The 15,401-nt window shown below is 69.9% G+C and carries 12 protein-coding genes; 9 read left to right on the top strand and 3 right to left on the bottom strand.

Features of this window, described 5'->3' with window-relative positions; genetic code table 11:
• Positions 1-80 precede the first annotated feature (80 nt).
• From HS104_31655 to HS104_31645, 3 genes are read left to right on the top strand one after another with little or no spacing between them, the layout of a single operon-like run.
• Entirely contained in the window at positions 81-1,574 is a 1,494-nt protein-coding gene (locus HS104_31655; protein MBE7484511.1) for a sugar ABC transporter ATP-binding protein, read from the top strand.
• Positions 1,571-2,554 carry an ABC transporter permease gene (locus tag HS104_31650; protein ID MBE7484510.1) on the top strand — a complete coding sequence of 328 codons (984 nt, stop codon included), beginning with the start codon at positions 1,571-1,573 and terminating at the stop codon, positions 2,552-2,554. Before HS104_31655 ends, HS104_31650 begins: the two co-directional genes overlap by 4 nt.
• The gene (locus tag HS104_31645; GenBank protein MBE7484509.1) at positions 2,551-2,937 is read left to right on the top strand and encodes a VOC family protein; all 387 of its coding nucleotides are present in this window, start codon (positions 2,551-2,553) and stop codon (positions 2,935-2,937) included. Before HS104_31650 ends, HS104_31645 begins: the two co-directional genes overlap by 4 nt.
• Positions 2,938-2,939: 2 nt before the next feature.
• On the opposite strand, the gene HS104_31640 is transcribed toward HS104_31645, so the two are convergent.
• The 3 genes from HS104_31640 to HS104_31630 form a co-directional block, all read right to left on the bottom strand.
• Positions 2,940-3,821 (bottom strand): SUMF1/EgtB/PvdO family nonheme iron enzyme, encoded by an 882-nt coding sequence (locus HS104_31640; protein ID MBE7484508.1) that lies wholly within the window; start codon positions 3,819-3,821, stop codon positions 2,940-2,942.
• An 8-nt stretch (positions 3,822-3,829) separates the two neighbouring features.
• Complete coding sequence (locus tag HS104_31635) at positions 3,830-7,138, bottom strand: DUF4215 domain-containing protein (GenBank protein MBE7484507.1); 3,309 nt, start codon at positions 7,136-7,138, stop codon at positions 3,830-3,832.
• Positions 7,139-7,265: 127 nt separating this feature from the next.
• Entirely contained in the window at positions 7,266-8,525 is a 1,260-nt protein-coding gene (locus HS104_31630) for an FAD-dependent monooxygenase (GenBank protein ID MBE7484506.1), read from the bottom strand.
• Positions 8,526-8,742: 217 nt separating this feature from the next.
• On the opposite strand from HS104_31630, the gene HS104_31625 reads away from it, so the two are divergent.
• The 6 genes from HS104_31625 to HS104_31600 are packed head-to-tail and all read left to right on the top strand — an operon-like array spanning position 8,743 to position 15,392.
• The gene (locus tag HS104_31625) at positions 8,743-9,711 is read left to right on the top strand and encodes a substrate-binding domain-containing protein (protein MBE7484505.1); all 969 of its coding nucleotides are present in this window, start codon (positions 8,743-8,745) and stop codon (positions 9,709-9,711) included.
• Positions 9,708-10,436: a hypothetical protein gene (locus HS104_31620; GenBank protein MBE7484504.1), complete on the top strand. Its 729-nt coding sequence runs from the start codon at positions 9,708-9,710 to the stop codon at positions 10,434-10,436. The genes HS104_31625 and HS104_31620 overlap by 4 nt, the downstream gene beginning before the upstream one ends.
• A complete protein-coding gene (locus tag HS104_31615; protein MBE7484503.1) occupies positions 10,436-11,062 on the top strand; it encodes a hypothetical protein in 627 nt (208 codons plus the stop codon). The genes HS104_31620 and HS104_31615 overlap by 1 nt, the downstream gene beginning before the upstream one ends.
• On the top strand, positions 11,059-12,735 hold the full coding sequence (locus HS104_31610) for a TIM44-like domain-containing protein (GenBank protein ID MBE7484502.1): 1,677 nt from the start codon (positions 11,059-11,061) through the stop codon (positions 12,733-12,735). Before HS104_31615 ends, HS104_31610 begins: the two co-directional genes overlap by 4 nt.
• 38 nt (positions 12,736-12,773) lie before the next feature.
• Positions 12,774-13,829, top strand: coding sequence for a hypothetical protein (locus HS104_31605; GenBank protein ID MBE7484501.1), 1,056 nt, complete (start codon positions 12,774-12,776; stop codon positions 13,827-13,829).
• A gap of 42 nt (positions 13,830-13,871) precedes the next feature.
• Positions 13,872-15,392: a fucose isomerase gene (locus tag HS104_31600; protein ID MBE7484500.1), complete on the top strand. Its 1,521-nt coding sequence runs from the start codon at positions 13,872-13,874 to the stop codon at positions 15,390-15,392.
• The last annotated feature ends 9 nt before the right edge of the window (positions 15,393-15,401 follow it).

The following is a 15,401-nucleotide window of genomic DNA, read 5'->3' as shown; positions in this document are numbered from 1 at the left end:
CGCACCCAGGGTCGTCCCGCGCATCCGCCAAGCATGCCAACGAACGCGCGTTTCCGCCAGGTTTCGCTACTCTGGCCAGCGTGACCGAGCCGCTCCTCGAGCTCCGCGCCGTCGACAAGTCGTTCGGCTCGACGCGAGCGCTGTCCGGCGTCTCGTTCGAGGTGCGGGCGGGGGAAGTCCACGTCTTGGCCGGCGGCAACGGGGCGGGCAAGAGCACGCTGATCAAGATCCTGTCGGGCGCCATCAGCGACTACGGAGGCGAGCTTTGCATGGGGGGGAAGAGCGTGCGCTTTCGCGAGCCGCAGGCCGCGGCGCGGGCCGGCGTGGCGACCATCCATCAGGAGCTCTCGCTCGTGCCCGGTTTGTCGGTGCTCGACAACCTGTTCTTGGGTGAGCGCCGCCCGCTGCTGTCCCCCTGGGTGTCGTCTCGGTACCTGCTCGAAGCGCGCTCGACCCTCGCGCGCGTGGGTCTCGACCTCGACCCGAATCGACACGTCGAGGAGCTGGGCCTGGCCGAGCGCCAGCTGGTCGAGATCGCGCGGGCCCTGAGCCACGCAGCGCGCGTGCTGATCCTGGACGAGCCGACGAGCGCGCTCGCCGAGCCCGAAGCCGAGCGCCTGTTCGAGCGCGTCGCAGAGCTCTCGGCTGCCGGCAAGGGCATCGTGTTCATCTCGCACCGGCTGGACGAGATCTTTCGGCTGGCCCACCGCATCACCGTGCTGCGCGACGGGCGCGTGGTGCACACCGGCCCTGCCTCGGAGCTCGACGAGCGCTCGCTGATCGAGAAGATGGTGGGCTCCGCCGTCGATCTGGAGGGGGCTCGAGAGCGGACGCCCAAGGAGCGGGTCGTGCTGTCCGCGTCGCGCTTGAGCGTGAAGGCTCGCCGAGGAACCCGGCCCGTGCTCGACGACGTGGCGCTCGAGGTGCGAGAGGGCGAGATCCTGGGCGTCGCCGGGCTCTGGGACTCCGGCGCGAGCGAGCTGCTCCACGCGCTCTTCGGCGCGCTTCCAGACGAAGCCAGCGGCGAGATGACGCTCGGGGGCACGCGCTACTGCCCCCGCTCACCGGCGATGGCGGTGAAGCGCGGCGTGACGCTGCTCGCGCGCGCTCGCGGTGACAGCGTCTTTCCCGCGCGGTCCATCGCCGACAACGCCACGCTGAGCAGCCTGTCGAGCTTTCTCGTCTCGCCGCGCGCGGCAGCGGAGCGCGCGAAACCCGTCACCGAGCGCATGCGGCTCGTGGCACCGTCGCTCGGCGCACCGGTCGGCGCGCTGTCGGGGGGAAACCAGCAGAAGGTCGCGCTGGCGCGCTGCCTGATGACGGAGCCCAAGCTGCTCTTGCTCGACGACCCGACGCGCGGCATCGACGTCGCGGCCAAAGCCGACGTGCACCGGCTGGTGCGCGAGGTGGCCGAGGCCGGCACCGGAGTGGTGCTGGTGTCGTCGGAGCTGGACGAGCTCTCTCAGCTCTCGGATCGGATCTTGGTGCTGTTCCGCGGCCGGGCCCAGGGCCTCTTTTCGCGGGCCGAGCTCGACCGCGGGCGCCTGCTCGCGCTCACCATGGGGTCGTCGTGAACGTGCTCCGCTCGAGCGCCGCGCGCGCGCTGTTGCCGCTCTTGGTGGTCGTGGTCATCGGTTGCGTCTTCAACCAGAACGGCGCCTTCTTCGAGTGGAGCACGCACCGCGCCATGCTGCGGGAGATCAGCGTGCTCGGGATCCTGGCCTGCGGCATGACGCTGGTGATCGTCTCGGGTGGCATCGACCTGTCGGTGGGCAGCGTGCTGGCGGTCTCGGCGGTGAGCTTCGCGACCCTCAGCATGCCGATGGGCTTCGGCGCCCCCGTCGCCATCGCCGTCGTGGTCGCCGCCGGCGGCTTGATGGGACTGTGCTCCGGCGCGCTGGTCGCCCGCTTCCGCGTGCAGCCCTTCATCGTCACGCTGGCCATGATGGTGTTCGCGCGCGGCTTGGCGAAGCTGATCGCGGGCGGCAAGAAGGTGACGAACTACGTGACGCTGCCGGACGGCTCGTCGAGCACGGTCGAGCTGCCCGCGGTGTTCCGCGCCATCGACAGCAAGGTGCTCGGCGACAACGTCGCGGTGGTCACGCTGATCTTCGCGGCCTCGGCACTCTTGACCTGGCTCGTGCTCGCGCGCCTGCGCGCGGGCCGCTACCTGTACGCCGTCGGCGGCAGCTACGAGGCAGCGCGCCTCTCCGGCGTGCCCGTCGGCCGCACGCTCGGCCTCGCCTACGCCCTCTCCGGCGCCCTCGCGGCCGTCGCCGGCATCTGCCAGGCCGCGCAGGAAACCCACGGCGATCCCGAGACCGGCACCGGATACGAGCTCGACGCCATCGCCATGGTCGTCCTGGGCGGCACCTCGCTCGCCGGCGGGCGCGGAGGGGTCGGGCTCACGCTGGTGGGCGCGCTCACCTTGGGCATGCTCCAGAAGATCCTGAGCCTGAACGCCTTCAGCACCGAGGCGCGGCTGATGCTCACCGGCGCCATCCTAGTGTTCGCGGTGCTGTTCCAGAGGCCCTGGCAGAGAGGTGAAGCATGAGCGCGCGACACGTGTTGACCATCCTGGCCGTCGGCGATCTGGAGATCTCGAAGCGCTTCTACGCGGACGCCTTCGGCTGGCCGCTCAGCGTGGACGTCCCGGTGTACGCCGAGCACGAGCTCCCCGGCGGGATGCGGCTCGGGCTCTATCAACGCGAAGGATTCGCGCACAACACCGGGCAGCTCCCCGAGCAGATCCCGAGCGGTGCGCTCTCGCCCACCGAGCTCTACTTCTACGTGAACGATCCGCGCGCGAGCGCCGAGCAGCTCGTGGCGGCGGGGGCGCGGCTGCTCTCTCCGCTCGCCGAGCGGCCCTGGGGCGACGAGGCGGCGTATTTCGCGGATCCCGACGGCAACGTGCTGGTGGTGGCTAAGCGGGGCTGACTTCACTCGCAGCAGCGGAAGCCCACGCTCTTGCCCGTGGTGTTGCGCGCCAAGCTGCTGTCGGCGTCGCAGGCCAGCGCCGCCCCGCTCTGCGAGTAGGAGCCGCCCCGAATGCGGCACAGGTCGGCCTCGCCGGCGCTGCCGCTGCACGAGTCCTCCCACTCCCACACGTTGCCGCTCATGTCTTGCAGCGACGGGTAGCCGCCCTCGCAGGCCGTGGCCTCGCCCACGGCGACGGCCGTTCCCTTGCCGTAGTCCGCGCCGTTGCAGCTGCTTCCGGCGTAGCTCGCGCCGTACGGGTAGGCCCGCGTGCCGCCGACGCTACAGGCGTTGTACCACTGGCTCTTGCTCGCATCCGCGAAGTCCGGGAACCCGTTCGCGCCGCCGCCGATCTTGCCGCACAGCCTGCGGCCGGACCAGCGGCAGTAGGCCAGCGCGTCGCAGAAGTCGACGTAGACCACGGGCAGCTTGGGGTACGTCGCCGGCCACCCCTGCGAGGGCAGGTAGCTCGTGTTCCACGCGCAGGCGCCGGTCTGGAGCTTGGGGTTCGGTTGCCAGAGCAGCCACGTGGCGTACTCCTCGTTGGTGACCTCGGTGGCGTTGATGCCGTAGCCGCCCGCTGCGACGTTCTTGGTCGTGGGGCAGGGGCCGCAGCTCGGCTCGCCGCACTGACAGGGCTCGGGCACCGAGGCGTCGGCTTCGCCATCGCCGGCGTCGGCGTTGCCGCTGCCGCCGCTGCCGCCACCGTCGCTGCCGCCCGAGCCGCCACCGCTGGATGCGTCGCTGCCTGCGGCTCCGCCCGCGCCGTCGGTCACCGGTTCGGCCTGGGCGCACGCGGCGAGCGCGCCCAAGCCGAGCAACACGACCAGAACCTCGGAGCGCACGCGGGCGATCAGTAGCGGACCTTTCGTCGCTTGCGCAACGCGAGCGCCAGCAGGCCGAGCAAGGAGGCCAGCGCGCCGGGTGCGCCGTCGCCGGCGGGCACTCGGCACCCGCAGCCGGAGCTCGAGTCGCTCGAGCCCTGCCCGCCCGCCGTGCCACCGCCGGAGCCCGGGGTGCCGCCGCTGCCGGCGCTGGCGCCAGTGCCCGCGCTGGCCCCGGTGCCGCTGCCGCCGGTGCCGCCCGCACCGCCGGTGCCGCCCTCGAGCTCGCACAGCGGGCTGCAGCCGTCGCCGGCCTGGAGGTTGCCGTCGTCGCACTTCTCGACCGCGGCGAAGACGTGGCCGTCGCCGCACGAGGCGTTCTTGCAGGTGCTGATGCAGGCGTCCTCGTCGCTGGTGTTGCCGTCGTCGCAGGCCTCACCGGGCTGGATCACGCCGTCGCCGCAGCCGGGCAGCTTGCACTGGTTGGAGCAGCCGTCGGCGTCCACCTGGTTGCCGTCGTCGCAGGCCTCCACCCCGCTCTGCACGTAGCCGTCGCCGCACGCCGCGGACTTGCAGGTCCCCAGGCACGCGTCCGTGTTGTCCGCGTTGGCGTCGTCGCACTGTTCGACGCCGGACTGCACGAAGCCGTCGCCGCACTTGGCCGCCTTGCAGGTCGAGGTGCAGGCGTCCGTGTTGGCGGCGTTTCCGTCGTCGCACTCCTCGACGCCGGTTCGCACGAACCCGTCGCCGCAGGACGCTGCGATGCACGTCGAGAGGCAGGCGTCGGTGTTGTCCTTGTTGCCGTCGTCGCACGCCTCGCCCGCCTGCTGGACGCCGTCGCCGCAGCCGGGCAGCGCGCAGGTGTTGGAGCAGGCGTCGTTGTTGTTGGTGTTGCCGTCGTCGCACGCCTCGACGCCCGACTGCACGTGCCCGTCGCCGCACTTCGCCGCCTTGCAGCCCGCCACGCAGGCATCGGTATTCGAGCTGTTTCCGTCGTCGCACTCCTCGACGCCGGCCTGCTGGAAGCCGTCGCCGCAGCTGGCCGCGATGCAGGTGGTCAGGCAGCCGTCGGTGTTGGAGGTGTTGCCGTCGTCGCAGGCCTCTCCGGCCTGCTGGAAGCCGTCCCCGCAGGCTGCGTTCTTGCAGGCGTTGGTGCAGCTGTCGGTGTTGGAGTTGTTGCCGTCGTCGCAGTCCTCCGTGCCGTTCTTGATGTTGTCGCCGCAGTGGGGTCCCAGGCCCGAGCAGCTGGTATTGCAGTAGCCGTAGCTGCCGTTGTTGGTGCCGTCGTCGCAGGCCTCACCGGTGTTCTGCACACCGTCACCGCACACGCCGACGATGGACAGCTCGAACGCGCCCATGTCGAACGCCGCGCCGCCGATGCCGTTGCCGTCCAGCGGCCGGCTCACGCCGTCGAAGTCGTGGTTCGGCGCGCCGGTCGCCGTCCCCGCGTCCACGCACACGCTGCTGGCCTGCAAGCGGAGGTCCGACGCGCTCTTGTACAGCGGGTTCTGCGAGATGGACCCCGCGCCCATGGTGGCGTTGGTGTTGGTGCCGTTCCCCCAGATGTCGCTGTAGGTGATGTTCACCGTGGGCAGGTAGCTCGTGTAGCGGTAGACGCCGTAGGTGGTGTGGTTGGTCACGATCGAGTTCGTGACGTTGACGGTGAGCGTGGCCGCGCTCGCCTTGTAGGTGTAGACACCGTAGCTGCCGTTCGCGTTCAGCGTCGAATTCATCAGGTTGACCGTGCTGGTGCCAGACGCGGCGTAGGCGTACACGCCGTAGCTCGTGTTCGCGTAGAGGAGCGCGTTGGTCAGCGCCAGCGAGCCGGGCGAGTTGACGTGGGCGCCGTATGTGTTGGCCGTGGCCTCGACGATGTCCGCGCCGGCCGAGCCGGTGTCCACCCGGAGCCCGGACGTGTTGGTCTTCAGGGTCAGGTGGTGCAGCGAGTTCCCGGTGCCAGTGGTGTCGTAGAGGATGCCGTTGGTCGCCTCTTCGCTGATCAGGTAGCCCAGCGTCGAGCCGCTGGAGCCCGGGGCCAGACGCAGGCCGTTCCAGCTGCCGGCGGTGGTACCCGCCGAGGTCAGCGTGATCTTCTCGGCGGCGGTGCCGACGGCGTAGAGGCTGCCTTCGACCTGGAGTTCAGCCTTGGTGGTGACGACGCCGCAGGCCATGATGTCGGTGGTCGCGAAGTTGAGCGTCACGCCGGGCTCCAAGGTCAGGGTCACGCCGACCGGTACGCGCAGGTCACCGGCCACGGCGTAGGGCGACCCGGCCTTGGACAGGACCTTGTTCGTCCACAGCACACCGTGCAGACCCGGCGTCGGGTCCCCCGTGTACGCGAGCGCGCCGATGTCGCCACCGCCCGACTCCGCCGAGTTGCGCGCCGGCGAGTTCTCCGTCAGGCGCCGGTTGGTCGGGGAGACGTAGAGCGGATTACAGGAGAAGCTGCCAGCGCCGAGGGTCGCGTTGGTGTTGGTGCCGTTACCCCAGATGTCGCTGTAGGTGATGTTGATCGTCGGCAAGTAGCTCGTGTAGCGGTAGACCCCGTAGGTGGTGTGGTTCGTGACGATGCTGTTCTTGATGTTGATCGTCAGGGTCGCTGCGCTGGCCTTGTAGGTGTAGACGCCGTAGCTCCCGTTCTTGTCGAACGTGCTCTTGTCCACGGAGATGGTGCTGGTTCCCGAGGCCGCATAGGCGTAGAGCCCGTAGCTCGTGTTGTCGTAGACCTGCGCCTCCACGAAGCTCGGCGAAGCGGGAGGGATCACGTGGAACCCGTAGGTGTTGCCCGTGGTGGTGACCTTCGTGAGCGTGGGCGAGCCGCCGGTCAAGTGCACGCCGTTGGTGTTCGTCGAGAAGGTCGAGTCCACGACGCTCAGCAGCGAACCGGTGGCCGCGCTGCTCACGCCGTAAGTGGCGTGCTTGACCACGGCGCCGGAGATGCTGGCCCCGCTGGCGCCGGAGTTGACGATGATGCCGTACCAGCTGCCGGCGGTGGTGCCCGTCTCCGACTGGAAGGTGACGGGGTTCGCCGTGGTGCCGGCCACGGTCAGCGTCCCGTTGATGATCAGCTCGACCTTCGTCGTGTTGGCGCCGCCCCCCTGCGCGTCCGTCGACTTGAAGAGCACCGTCGTCCCGGCCTGAATGGTCAAGCTCGCGCCGGCGGGCACGATGGTGTCGCCCTCCACGATGTAGGGGCTCCCGGCAGGGGTCCAGGTCTGGTTGATGACGTTTCCACCAGGGATGGTGGTGGCCGCGAGCGCGGTCCCAGTCCCGAGCAGCACAGTGAGGAGCGCCGCCACGATGGCGAGCGCCCGCGGGAGCCGAGCGAAGTAAGTCATGGAGCGCACCCTTTGACCCAAGCCCGCAGTTTACCCGCATCCGCGGAGCGGGCTCGTGCCTCTTACGCCGCCCGGCGGAGGTTTCTACCAGGCGGCGCGAAACGCACGAAAAGTCGCCGGTTGCCGCTCACCGGGTCTGGAAGCCGAGCTGGCCCACCAGCTGCTCGAAAGCCGCGCCGCCACCCGGGATGCAGGGGCTCAGCCGGTCGGCGTGACGGCGGATCCAGTCCGGAGTGCGCTCGGTGGGCGCCAACCGGTCGTCTCCGATCCCGAGCAAGCGCGTCCACTCGGCGCGGCGCTCCTGGTCGTAGGCAGCGAGCGCCTCGACCTTCAGCGTGCCCTGGAGGACGCCGGCGAAGATCTCCGCCAGGCGCCACGCCTCTCGGAAGCCGACGTTCATGCTCTGCATGCCGACGGGGCCGGTGGCATGACCGGCTTCGCCCGCCAGCCAGGCCCGGCCCTTGCCGAACGAGCGCGCCAGGCCGTAGTCGAAGCGCACCGCCGTGCGCCAGCGCGTGACGCCGGTCTCTTCGCCGAACCACGGCGCACGCTCGGCGACCAGCTTCGGCAGGTTGGCCGTCTCCAGGAAGCTCGGGCCGTGACCGATGCCGAGCAGGCGGTCCTTGTCGCGAGAGTCCTGCCAGACGTGAACGTCGTCGCCGACCTGGAAGCTCCAGCGGTGGCGATTGCCCGGCATCGGCCAGAGCACGTTGGTCGAGCCCTGCTCCAGACCGATGCGCATCTCGTCCGTGCCGTCGTCTTCACCTTGAACTTCGAACACCGCGAACTGCTCCGCCGGCCGGACCTCGTCGAAACCCACGCGGAGCTGCGTGCGCGTCAGCGACTCGTGCCCGTCGGCGCCGAGCAGGAACGGAACGGTCAGCGTCTCCGAGCTCTCGACCACCGTCTCCTCGTGGGCGACGACGTAGCCCTGCGCTTCCTTGGTCAGCGTCTCGACGGTCACCTCGACTCCGGCGGCTTCGTGCTTGATCAAGGCCAGGCGGCGGTTCCACTCCACCTCGACGCCCTGGGCCTGGAGCGCCGACACGAGCAGCTCTTCGAGCTCCGCCTGCGGCAGCACGGCGATGAAGGGGAAGCGGGTGGGCAGCTTCGACAGGTCGAGCTCACCGCGCCGCTCTTTGCCTTCGTACAGCGCGACCCGCGACAGCCTGCGCGCGCCGTCCAGCGCCTTCTTGGCCAGCCCCAGCTCCTCCAAGAGCTCCAGGGAGGTGGGGTGCAACGCCAGCGCGTAGCTGTGCGTGGCCCCGCGCCAGGCCTCGTCGATGATCCAGGGCTTCACCCCCCGCCGCGCCAGGCACAAGGCGGCGAACAGACCCACCGGACCGGCGCCGGCGACCAAGACCTGGGGTTCGGAACGATTGGACATGTGCGTCACTCCGGAGCTCTGCAAGCCCCAAGGGGGCTGCACCAAGAGGCCATGCAAGACCCATGCAGAGCGCAGCAGCTGCGCGCGGCTCACGGATCGGCCTGGAGCAAGGCGAAGAGCGTGCGCGCGGCGTGCGCGCCGGTGCAATCGGTGCGCGGACGGGTCCCCGGCGGCATGGTAGCGTCCCGGCCCGATGGTCGCTCCGGGTGCAAGGGGGATGGCGCTGGCGCTGGCCGGGGCGCTGACGGTGGTGGCCTGCAAAGAGTCGGCGCCAGGTGGTGCTGCCCCGGCGCCGAGCGCCGCCCCGAAGCGCGGCACCGCGGAGAGCCCGTGGCTCCTGGGCGTGAGCCAGTGCAACCTGGGCGAGCCCTGGCGCGTGCAGATGAACGAGGACCTGAAGAAGGCCGCGGAGAAGCACCCGAGCCTGAAGCTCGTGCTCAAAGACGCGCAGAACGACTCGCTCCGCCAGCGCGCTCAGGTCGAAGAGCTGGTCGCGCAGCGCGTCGATCTCTTGATCATCAGCCCCAAGGAAGCAGCGCCGCTTACCGCGCCGGTCGCCGACGCCTACCGGAAGAAGATCCCGGTCATCGTGCTCGACCGCGCCGTACAGGGCGACGAGTACACGACCTTCATCGGCGCCGACAACGTCAAGATCGGGCGCGAGGCGGGCAAGTGGGCGGCAAAGGCGCTCGGCGGCAAAGGCGCGATCGTGGAGCTCAAGGGGCTGATGACCAGCACCCCGGGTCAAGACCGCCACAAGGGCTTTCGGGAAGGGCTCGAGCTCGACAAGCACCCCGACCTGAAGGTCGTGTTCGAAGCGGACATGCAGTGGCTGGAGCCGAACGCGCGCAAGGAGATGGAGTCGGCGCTCACCACGCAGAAGAAGATCGACCTCGTCTACGCCCACAACGACCCCGGCGCGCACGGTGCCCACCTGGCGGCCAAGGCCGTGAACCGGGAGAAGGAGATCAAGCTGGTCGGCATCGACGCGCTGCCTCACGAGGGAGTCGAGTACGTGAAGCGGGGGATCCTGGACGCGACGTTCCTCTACCCAACGGGTGGGGCGGAGGCCATCGAGACCGCGCTGGCCATCCTCGGGGGCAAGACGGTGCCGAAGAAGATCGTGCTCGGCACGCGCGCCTTCACCAAGGACAACGTCCAACAGGGAGGCGAGGCCATCCCGTGACGTTGCGCCACACCTTCTGGGTCTGGGGGTGGCTCTTCGTCGCTGGGTGCGGACCCTACGTCGACGAGGTCGTGAAGCAGCGCGGCCCGGCCGTCGAGCAGCGGCTCGCCTTGGTGCGCGGCGTGAGCGAGGAGCTCGCCCGCACGCCGCTCCTGGACAAGGACGAGCCGGCCGACGTCAAGGCCAGCTTCAACATGAAGTCGGGCTATCCGGACGCCGCCAACGCCGTGCTCGTCTACGCCGAGGACCTGCGCGAGCTGGACGAGCTCGGCCTGGTGTACGCGCGCGTGGACGGCACCAAGATCCTCAACACCTGCTCGGCCTTCGTGCACACCGAGCGCTACCCCTGGGACCCGCTTCACCCGGACGACGCGCCGCTGTCGGGCACTGGCTACACGGCAAACAAGCATTTCGACGTGTGCGAGAAGCTCGACTTCCTGTTCGTGTTGCGCACGCGCGCCTTCGTGCGGCCGTCCATCGGCCGCGACGCGGGCGGTCGCCAGGAGTTCGACGGCGGCTTCGTGGGCGCCGACCTCCTGGTGTTCGACCTGGCCCAGAAGAAGAAGCTGGGCGGCCTGCGGGTCCAGGCAGAGAGCGCCGAGAAGCTCGAGGGAGCCACCGCCTTCGAGGTCGAGTTCGACCTGCAATGGAACCTCCAGCAGGCGCTCCAGGCGGCGTTGAAGCAGCACATGCCGAACGTCACGGTGCTGGGAGGCTCGAGCTGATGTCGGGCGACCACGACTGGCTGAGCGACGCGGCCAAGCAGCGGGTCGAACGCGCCATCGTCGCGCTGGAGGCTCGGACCTCCGCCGAGGTGGTGGTCACCGTGCGCCAGCGCTCCGGCAGCTACCTGGCGTCGGACCTGAGCTTCGCCTCCATCCTCTCGGGGCTCGGGCTGTTCGTCTACGTCTACCACCCCGCCGAGTTCGCCGACGACCTGGTGCCGCCCGCGCTGCTCGTGCTCTACGCCTGCGCCGCCTTCTTCTGCGCGCAGGTCCCCCCGCTCAGGCGCCTGTTCGTACGCGCGAGCACGCAGGCCGACAACGCGCGCAAGGCCGCGCTCACCGCGTTCCACGAGCAGCGCATCCACGCCACCACCGGCCGCACGGGCATCTTGATCTACGTGTCGCTGTTCGAGCGCGCGGTCGAGGTGGTACCGGACGTGGGCGTGGACCCGAGGAAGCTCGGCGCCGACTTCGGCGCGGCCGTGCTGGAGATCGCCTCCGCCGTGCGCGGCGACGGCCTGAGCCAGCTGGAGCGCGGGCTCGCGCAGCTGGGGACGCCGCTGTCGCGCGGGCTGCCGCGAGCAGCGGACGACGTGAACGAGCTGCCGGACGGGATGGTGTCGTGAAACGCACTGCGCTCCTGGCGCTCGTCCTCTCGTGCCTCTGGGGTACCTCCGCGGACGCGCGGCCCGGCGGTGGCAGCTCTTTCAAGGGCAGCTCGTCGTCGTCGTCGCGGTCCTCGTCCTCGTCCAGCTCCTCGCGCAGCTCGAGCTCGAGCTCCAGCGGCAGCTCCTCGCGCTCCAGCTCCTCGTCGTCGTCGTCGTCCAAGAGCGGGACCTCCGGCCCGACCTACAAGCCCGCGCCGGTGTACACCTACCGCGTGGGCAGCCCGCGGGAACGCGCCACGAGCTGGACGCTCGGTGCTCCGTCGCTCTACGGCACGGTCCCGCCGCGGCCCGCCGCCACCCGCGTGCGGGGCAACAACGAGCGCGAAGGGGAGATCGCCGTGCTCGGGTTCCTGGGCGTGGTGGGCTTCATCGCCACGGCCATGCTGGGTCTGGGCGGCGTGTTGTTCCTTCGCTGGCTCAGGAAGCCCAAGGGCTGGACCACGGCGGCTCCGCCCGCGCCCGAGGTCTCGACCTCCGCGCGCTCCGAGCTCGAGGCGCTGAAGGCCCAGGACCCGGACTTCTCCATCGTCTGCTTCGAGGACTTCGTCTACGCCCTCTACACCGAGGCCCATGCCGCCCGCGGCGCGGGCAAGCTCGACACCCTGGCGCCGTACCTTCGCCCCGAGGCGCGCGCCACCTTGGCCGCGCTCGGCGCCCATCCGGTCAGCACCGTCGTGGTCGGGTCGATGCGCTACGACCTGGTGCACGTCACGCCGAGCGAGGCCGACGTGGTGATCGAGCTGGAAGCCAACTACACCGAGACCGCAGCGGGCGGCAGCCCGACCAGCTATTGGGTCGCGGAGTCCTGGACGTTCACCCGCAAGGCCGGCGCGCGCAGCCGCCCGCCGGATCGCGTGCGCGTGTTCGTTTGCCCCAACTGCGGCGCCCCGCTCGACCGCGTGATCGGCGGCAGCTGCGGCTACTGCCAGGCCGTGGTGGACACCGGTGCGTTCGACTGGGTAGTGGGCGAGATCTCGGTCATGGGCCGCGAGGCGCGCCCTCCGATGCTCACCGGCACCACGGAGGAGACGGGCAGCGAGCTGCCGACCCGCATCGACGCGGGCCTGGGGCAGGCTCTCGCCGCGCTCGCGGCGCGCGACCCCGGGTTTCAGCAGGAGGCGCTGTTCGCCCGCGTCGGCGTGATCTTCCAGACCATGCAGGTGGCCTGGTCCAGCCTCGCCTGGGACAAGGCACGCCCGTACCTGAGCGACAACCTGTGGACCGCGCAGACCTACTGGATCGAAGCCTACCGGCGCTCGGGCCTGCGCAACGTGATGGAGAACCCGCGCATCGGGCGGCTGGAGCTCGCCCGGGTGACCAGCGATCGGTGGTTCGACGCCATCACGCTGCGGGTCTTCGCCACCGGCCTCGACTACACTGTCCGTGACTCGGACGGCCAGGTCGTCGGCGGCGACCGCAAGCGGGAGCGGGAGTACACCGAGTACTGGACGCTGATCCGCGCGAGCGGCGCCAAAGGGCCAGCGCGGACGGACCCCGTCTGCCCGAGCTGCGGCGCTCCCCTCGCGCTCGACGCCGCGGGCCACTGCGGGCACTGCCGGGTGAAGCTGACCTCGGGGCAGTTCGACTGGGTGCTGTCGCGGATCGAGCAGGACGAGGTCTACGAGGGCTGAGCTTGCGCCTCGAGGGGCGCGCTGTCAGTGTCCGCGCCATGCGCGTCCCGCTCCTTCCGCTCTTCAGCGTGCTCGCCTTTGGGTCCGCCTTCGCCGCCTGCGCGACTGCAGGGAGCGACACCGGAGGTGCCGGCGGCGTCGCCGGGGCCGGCGGCCTCGGCGGCGGTGGGAGCGGCGGTTCCGGCGGCATCTTGCTGGATGCCCCGAGTGACGGCACGGCGGGCAGCTCCACGCTGGTGTACGCCCACACCGACACGACGTTGTTCCAGATCGACCCCACCAGCGCCTCGCCCAGCCTGGCTCAGCTCGGCGACTTCGACTGCGTGGGCGCGAGCGGGCAAGACCCGGCGATGACCGACGTGGCCGTGGACAAGGACGGCAAGCTCTGGGGCATCAGCCACACCCAGGTCCACCAGCTCGAGGTGGTGAACAAGGTCGTCCACTGCGCCAAGAGCATCGTGCTGGCCGCCAGCCTGGATGTGAAGTTCTACGCGCTCACCTTCGCGCCCGTCGGCGTCATCTCCGCCACGGAGGAGGTGCTGGTCGCCGGCAACACCGCCGGTGAGCTCTGGGCCATCGACGCGGCCGGCAACCTGTCGCAGCGCGGCGTGTTCGGCGACGTCCCGGTGAGCGACGGCAACGGACACGTCTACCCGACCGATCACCAGAACAAGGCGTGGGAGCTGTCCGGTGACATCGTGTTCGTGGAGAACGACGGCAACCCCATCGGCTTCGCCACGGTGCGCGACTGCCCAAACCCTCCCGCCACCACCAGCTGTAGCAACACCGACACGTTGATCGAGATTGACGTCCCGAAGCTCGCCAAGGCGAACATCTTGCCCGTGACCAAGGCCGTGCGCGGTCAGATCGTGAAGCGCCCCAACTGCTCGGACACGCAGAACACGGCCTACGGCAGCATGTACGGCATCACCACCTGGGCCGATAAAGTCTACGGCTTCTCGCGCACCGGGAACCTGGTGGAGATCGACACCTCGGACGGCAGCGCCTGCCTCTTGTCTGCGTTTCCGAACGCGGACTTCGGCGGCGCGGGAGTGACCACGAAGGCGGTGGTGATCCCGCCGCCGCCGAAGTGACCTTGCCCGTGCTAGATAGCGACTCGAAGCACGGAGGGACTCATGGCGAAGCAGGTCGCAGTCTTCTGGCCCGGTGACGGTCGAGCTCGCCCGAACGAGCTGGCGCTGCCCAACGTGGAGGCGGCGACGCAGAAGCTCGAAGCAGCGCTCCGGAAGGTCGGGCGCACGCCCTACCGCGTCCCCGGATTCCTGACCAAGCCCCACGAGTCCATCGAGAAGCTCGGGCCGGTCACGGACCCGATGGTCGGCATGTTCGCGCACTGGGTGTACGGACCCCACACGTGTGACGGCGTCGTCGGCAAGGACAACCCGCTGCTCCTGGCGTCCAACTTCAGCGGCCAGTGGCCGGGGCTGGTGGGCCTGCTCAACACCGGAGCCTGCCTCGAGACCGTGGGCCGCGCTCACTCGCGCATCTGGACGTCGATGGAGGACTTCACCAGCGACGCTACCTTCATGGAGCGCCTGGACGAGTGGTGCACGACCGGCCAGGTGCGCTACCCGGAGACGGCGCTCTCGGGCCACGCGCCGGTGAGCCCGGAGGCCGCGACGCTGGCCCAGAAGGTCGCCGCCGGCATGCGCGCGCGGCACCCGCTGATCCTGATGCTGGGCGACACCAGCATGGGCATGATCAACGGCTACTTCGGCCCGCGACTGCTCTCGAAGCACTGCTTCGCCGAGCACAAGATCGACCAGGCCTGGATCATCGACCGCGGCCGAGGCATCGGCGACCAGCGCATCGAGGACGCATTCCGCTTCGTGAAGGACAAAGGCGTGACCTTTCACTGGGGGGAGGGCGGCGCCGCGGACTTCGACGAGCGGGCCACCCGCGAGCAGCTCCGCGACTACCTGGCGGTGCTCGACATGCTGAAAGAGTACAAGGCAGACTGCCTGGGCTGGCAGTACCAGCTGGGCCTGATCCCGCTCCGGCCGCCCAGCGACTTCGCCGAGGGGCTCTTCAACTCGAGCTGCCGTCCCGAATCGAACGGGGACACCATCGCTTGCGCCACCGAGGCCGACCAGGGCAACGCGGTGCCGATGGAAATGCTGAAGCGCGTGCTCTTGGCCAAGGGCCTCCACCAGGCCGTGATGTTCCACGACGTGCGCTGGGGTGCCGAGCACGGCGGGCGCTTCTTGTGGGTGCTGCTCAACAGCGGCTCCTCGGGCGCCTACGCTTTCAACCACGACCCGGACAGCCTCGCGGGCGTCCATAGCTACCGCCAGCCGGCAGGCTACTTTCCGACGCCCGGCGGCACCTTCGCCGGCGAGAGCTTGCCCGGCGCCATCACCTGGGCGCGCGCCTACATCAAGGCCGACACGCTGTGGATGGACGTCGGACGCGGTGAGGTCGTGAAGCTGCCAGCGGAGGTCCGCGACGCCTGGTGGCAGGGCACGACGCCCCAGTGGCCGTTCATGGCCGCGGACCTCGGTGTCTCGCGGGACGACCTGATGGCGCACTACCTCTCGAACCACGTCGCCGTGGCCTACGGTGACGTTTTCGGGGAGATGGTCGCGCTCAGTCAGGAGCTGGGTTTCAAAGTGAGAATCCTGGCCTCCCAACCCTGAAGCCCCGGA

Source organism: Polyangiaceae bacterium, from assembly GCA_015075635.1.
Lineage (GTDB): Bacteria > Myxococcota_A > Polyangia > Polyangiales > Polyangiaceae > JADJKB01.
This window is presented reverse-complemented; position numbering and strand designations above follow the sequence as displayed.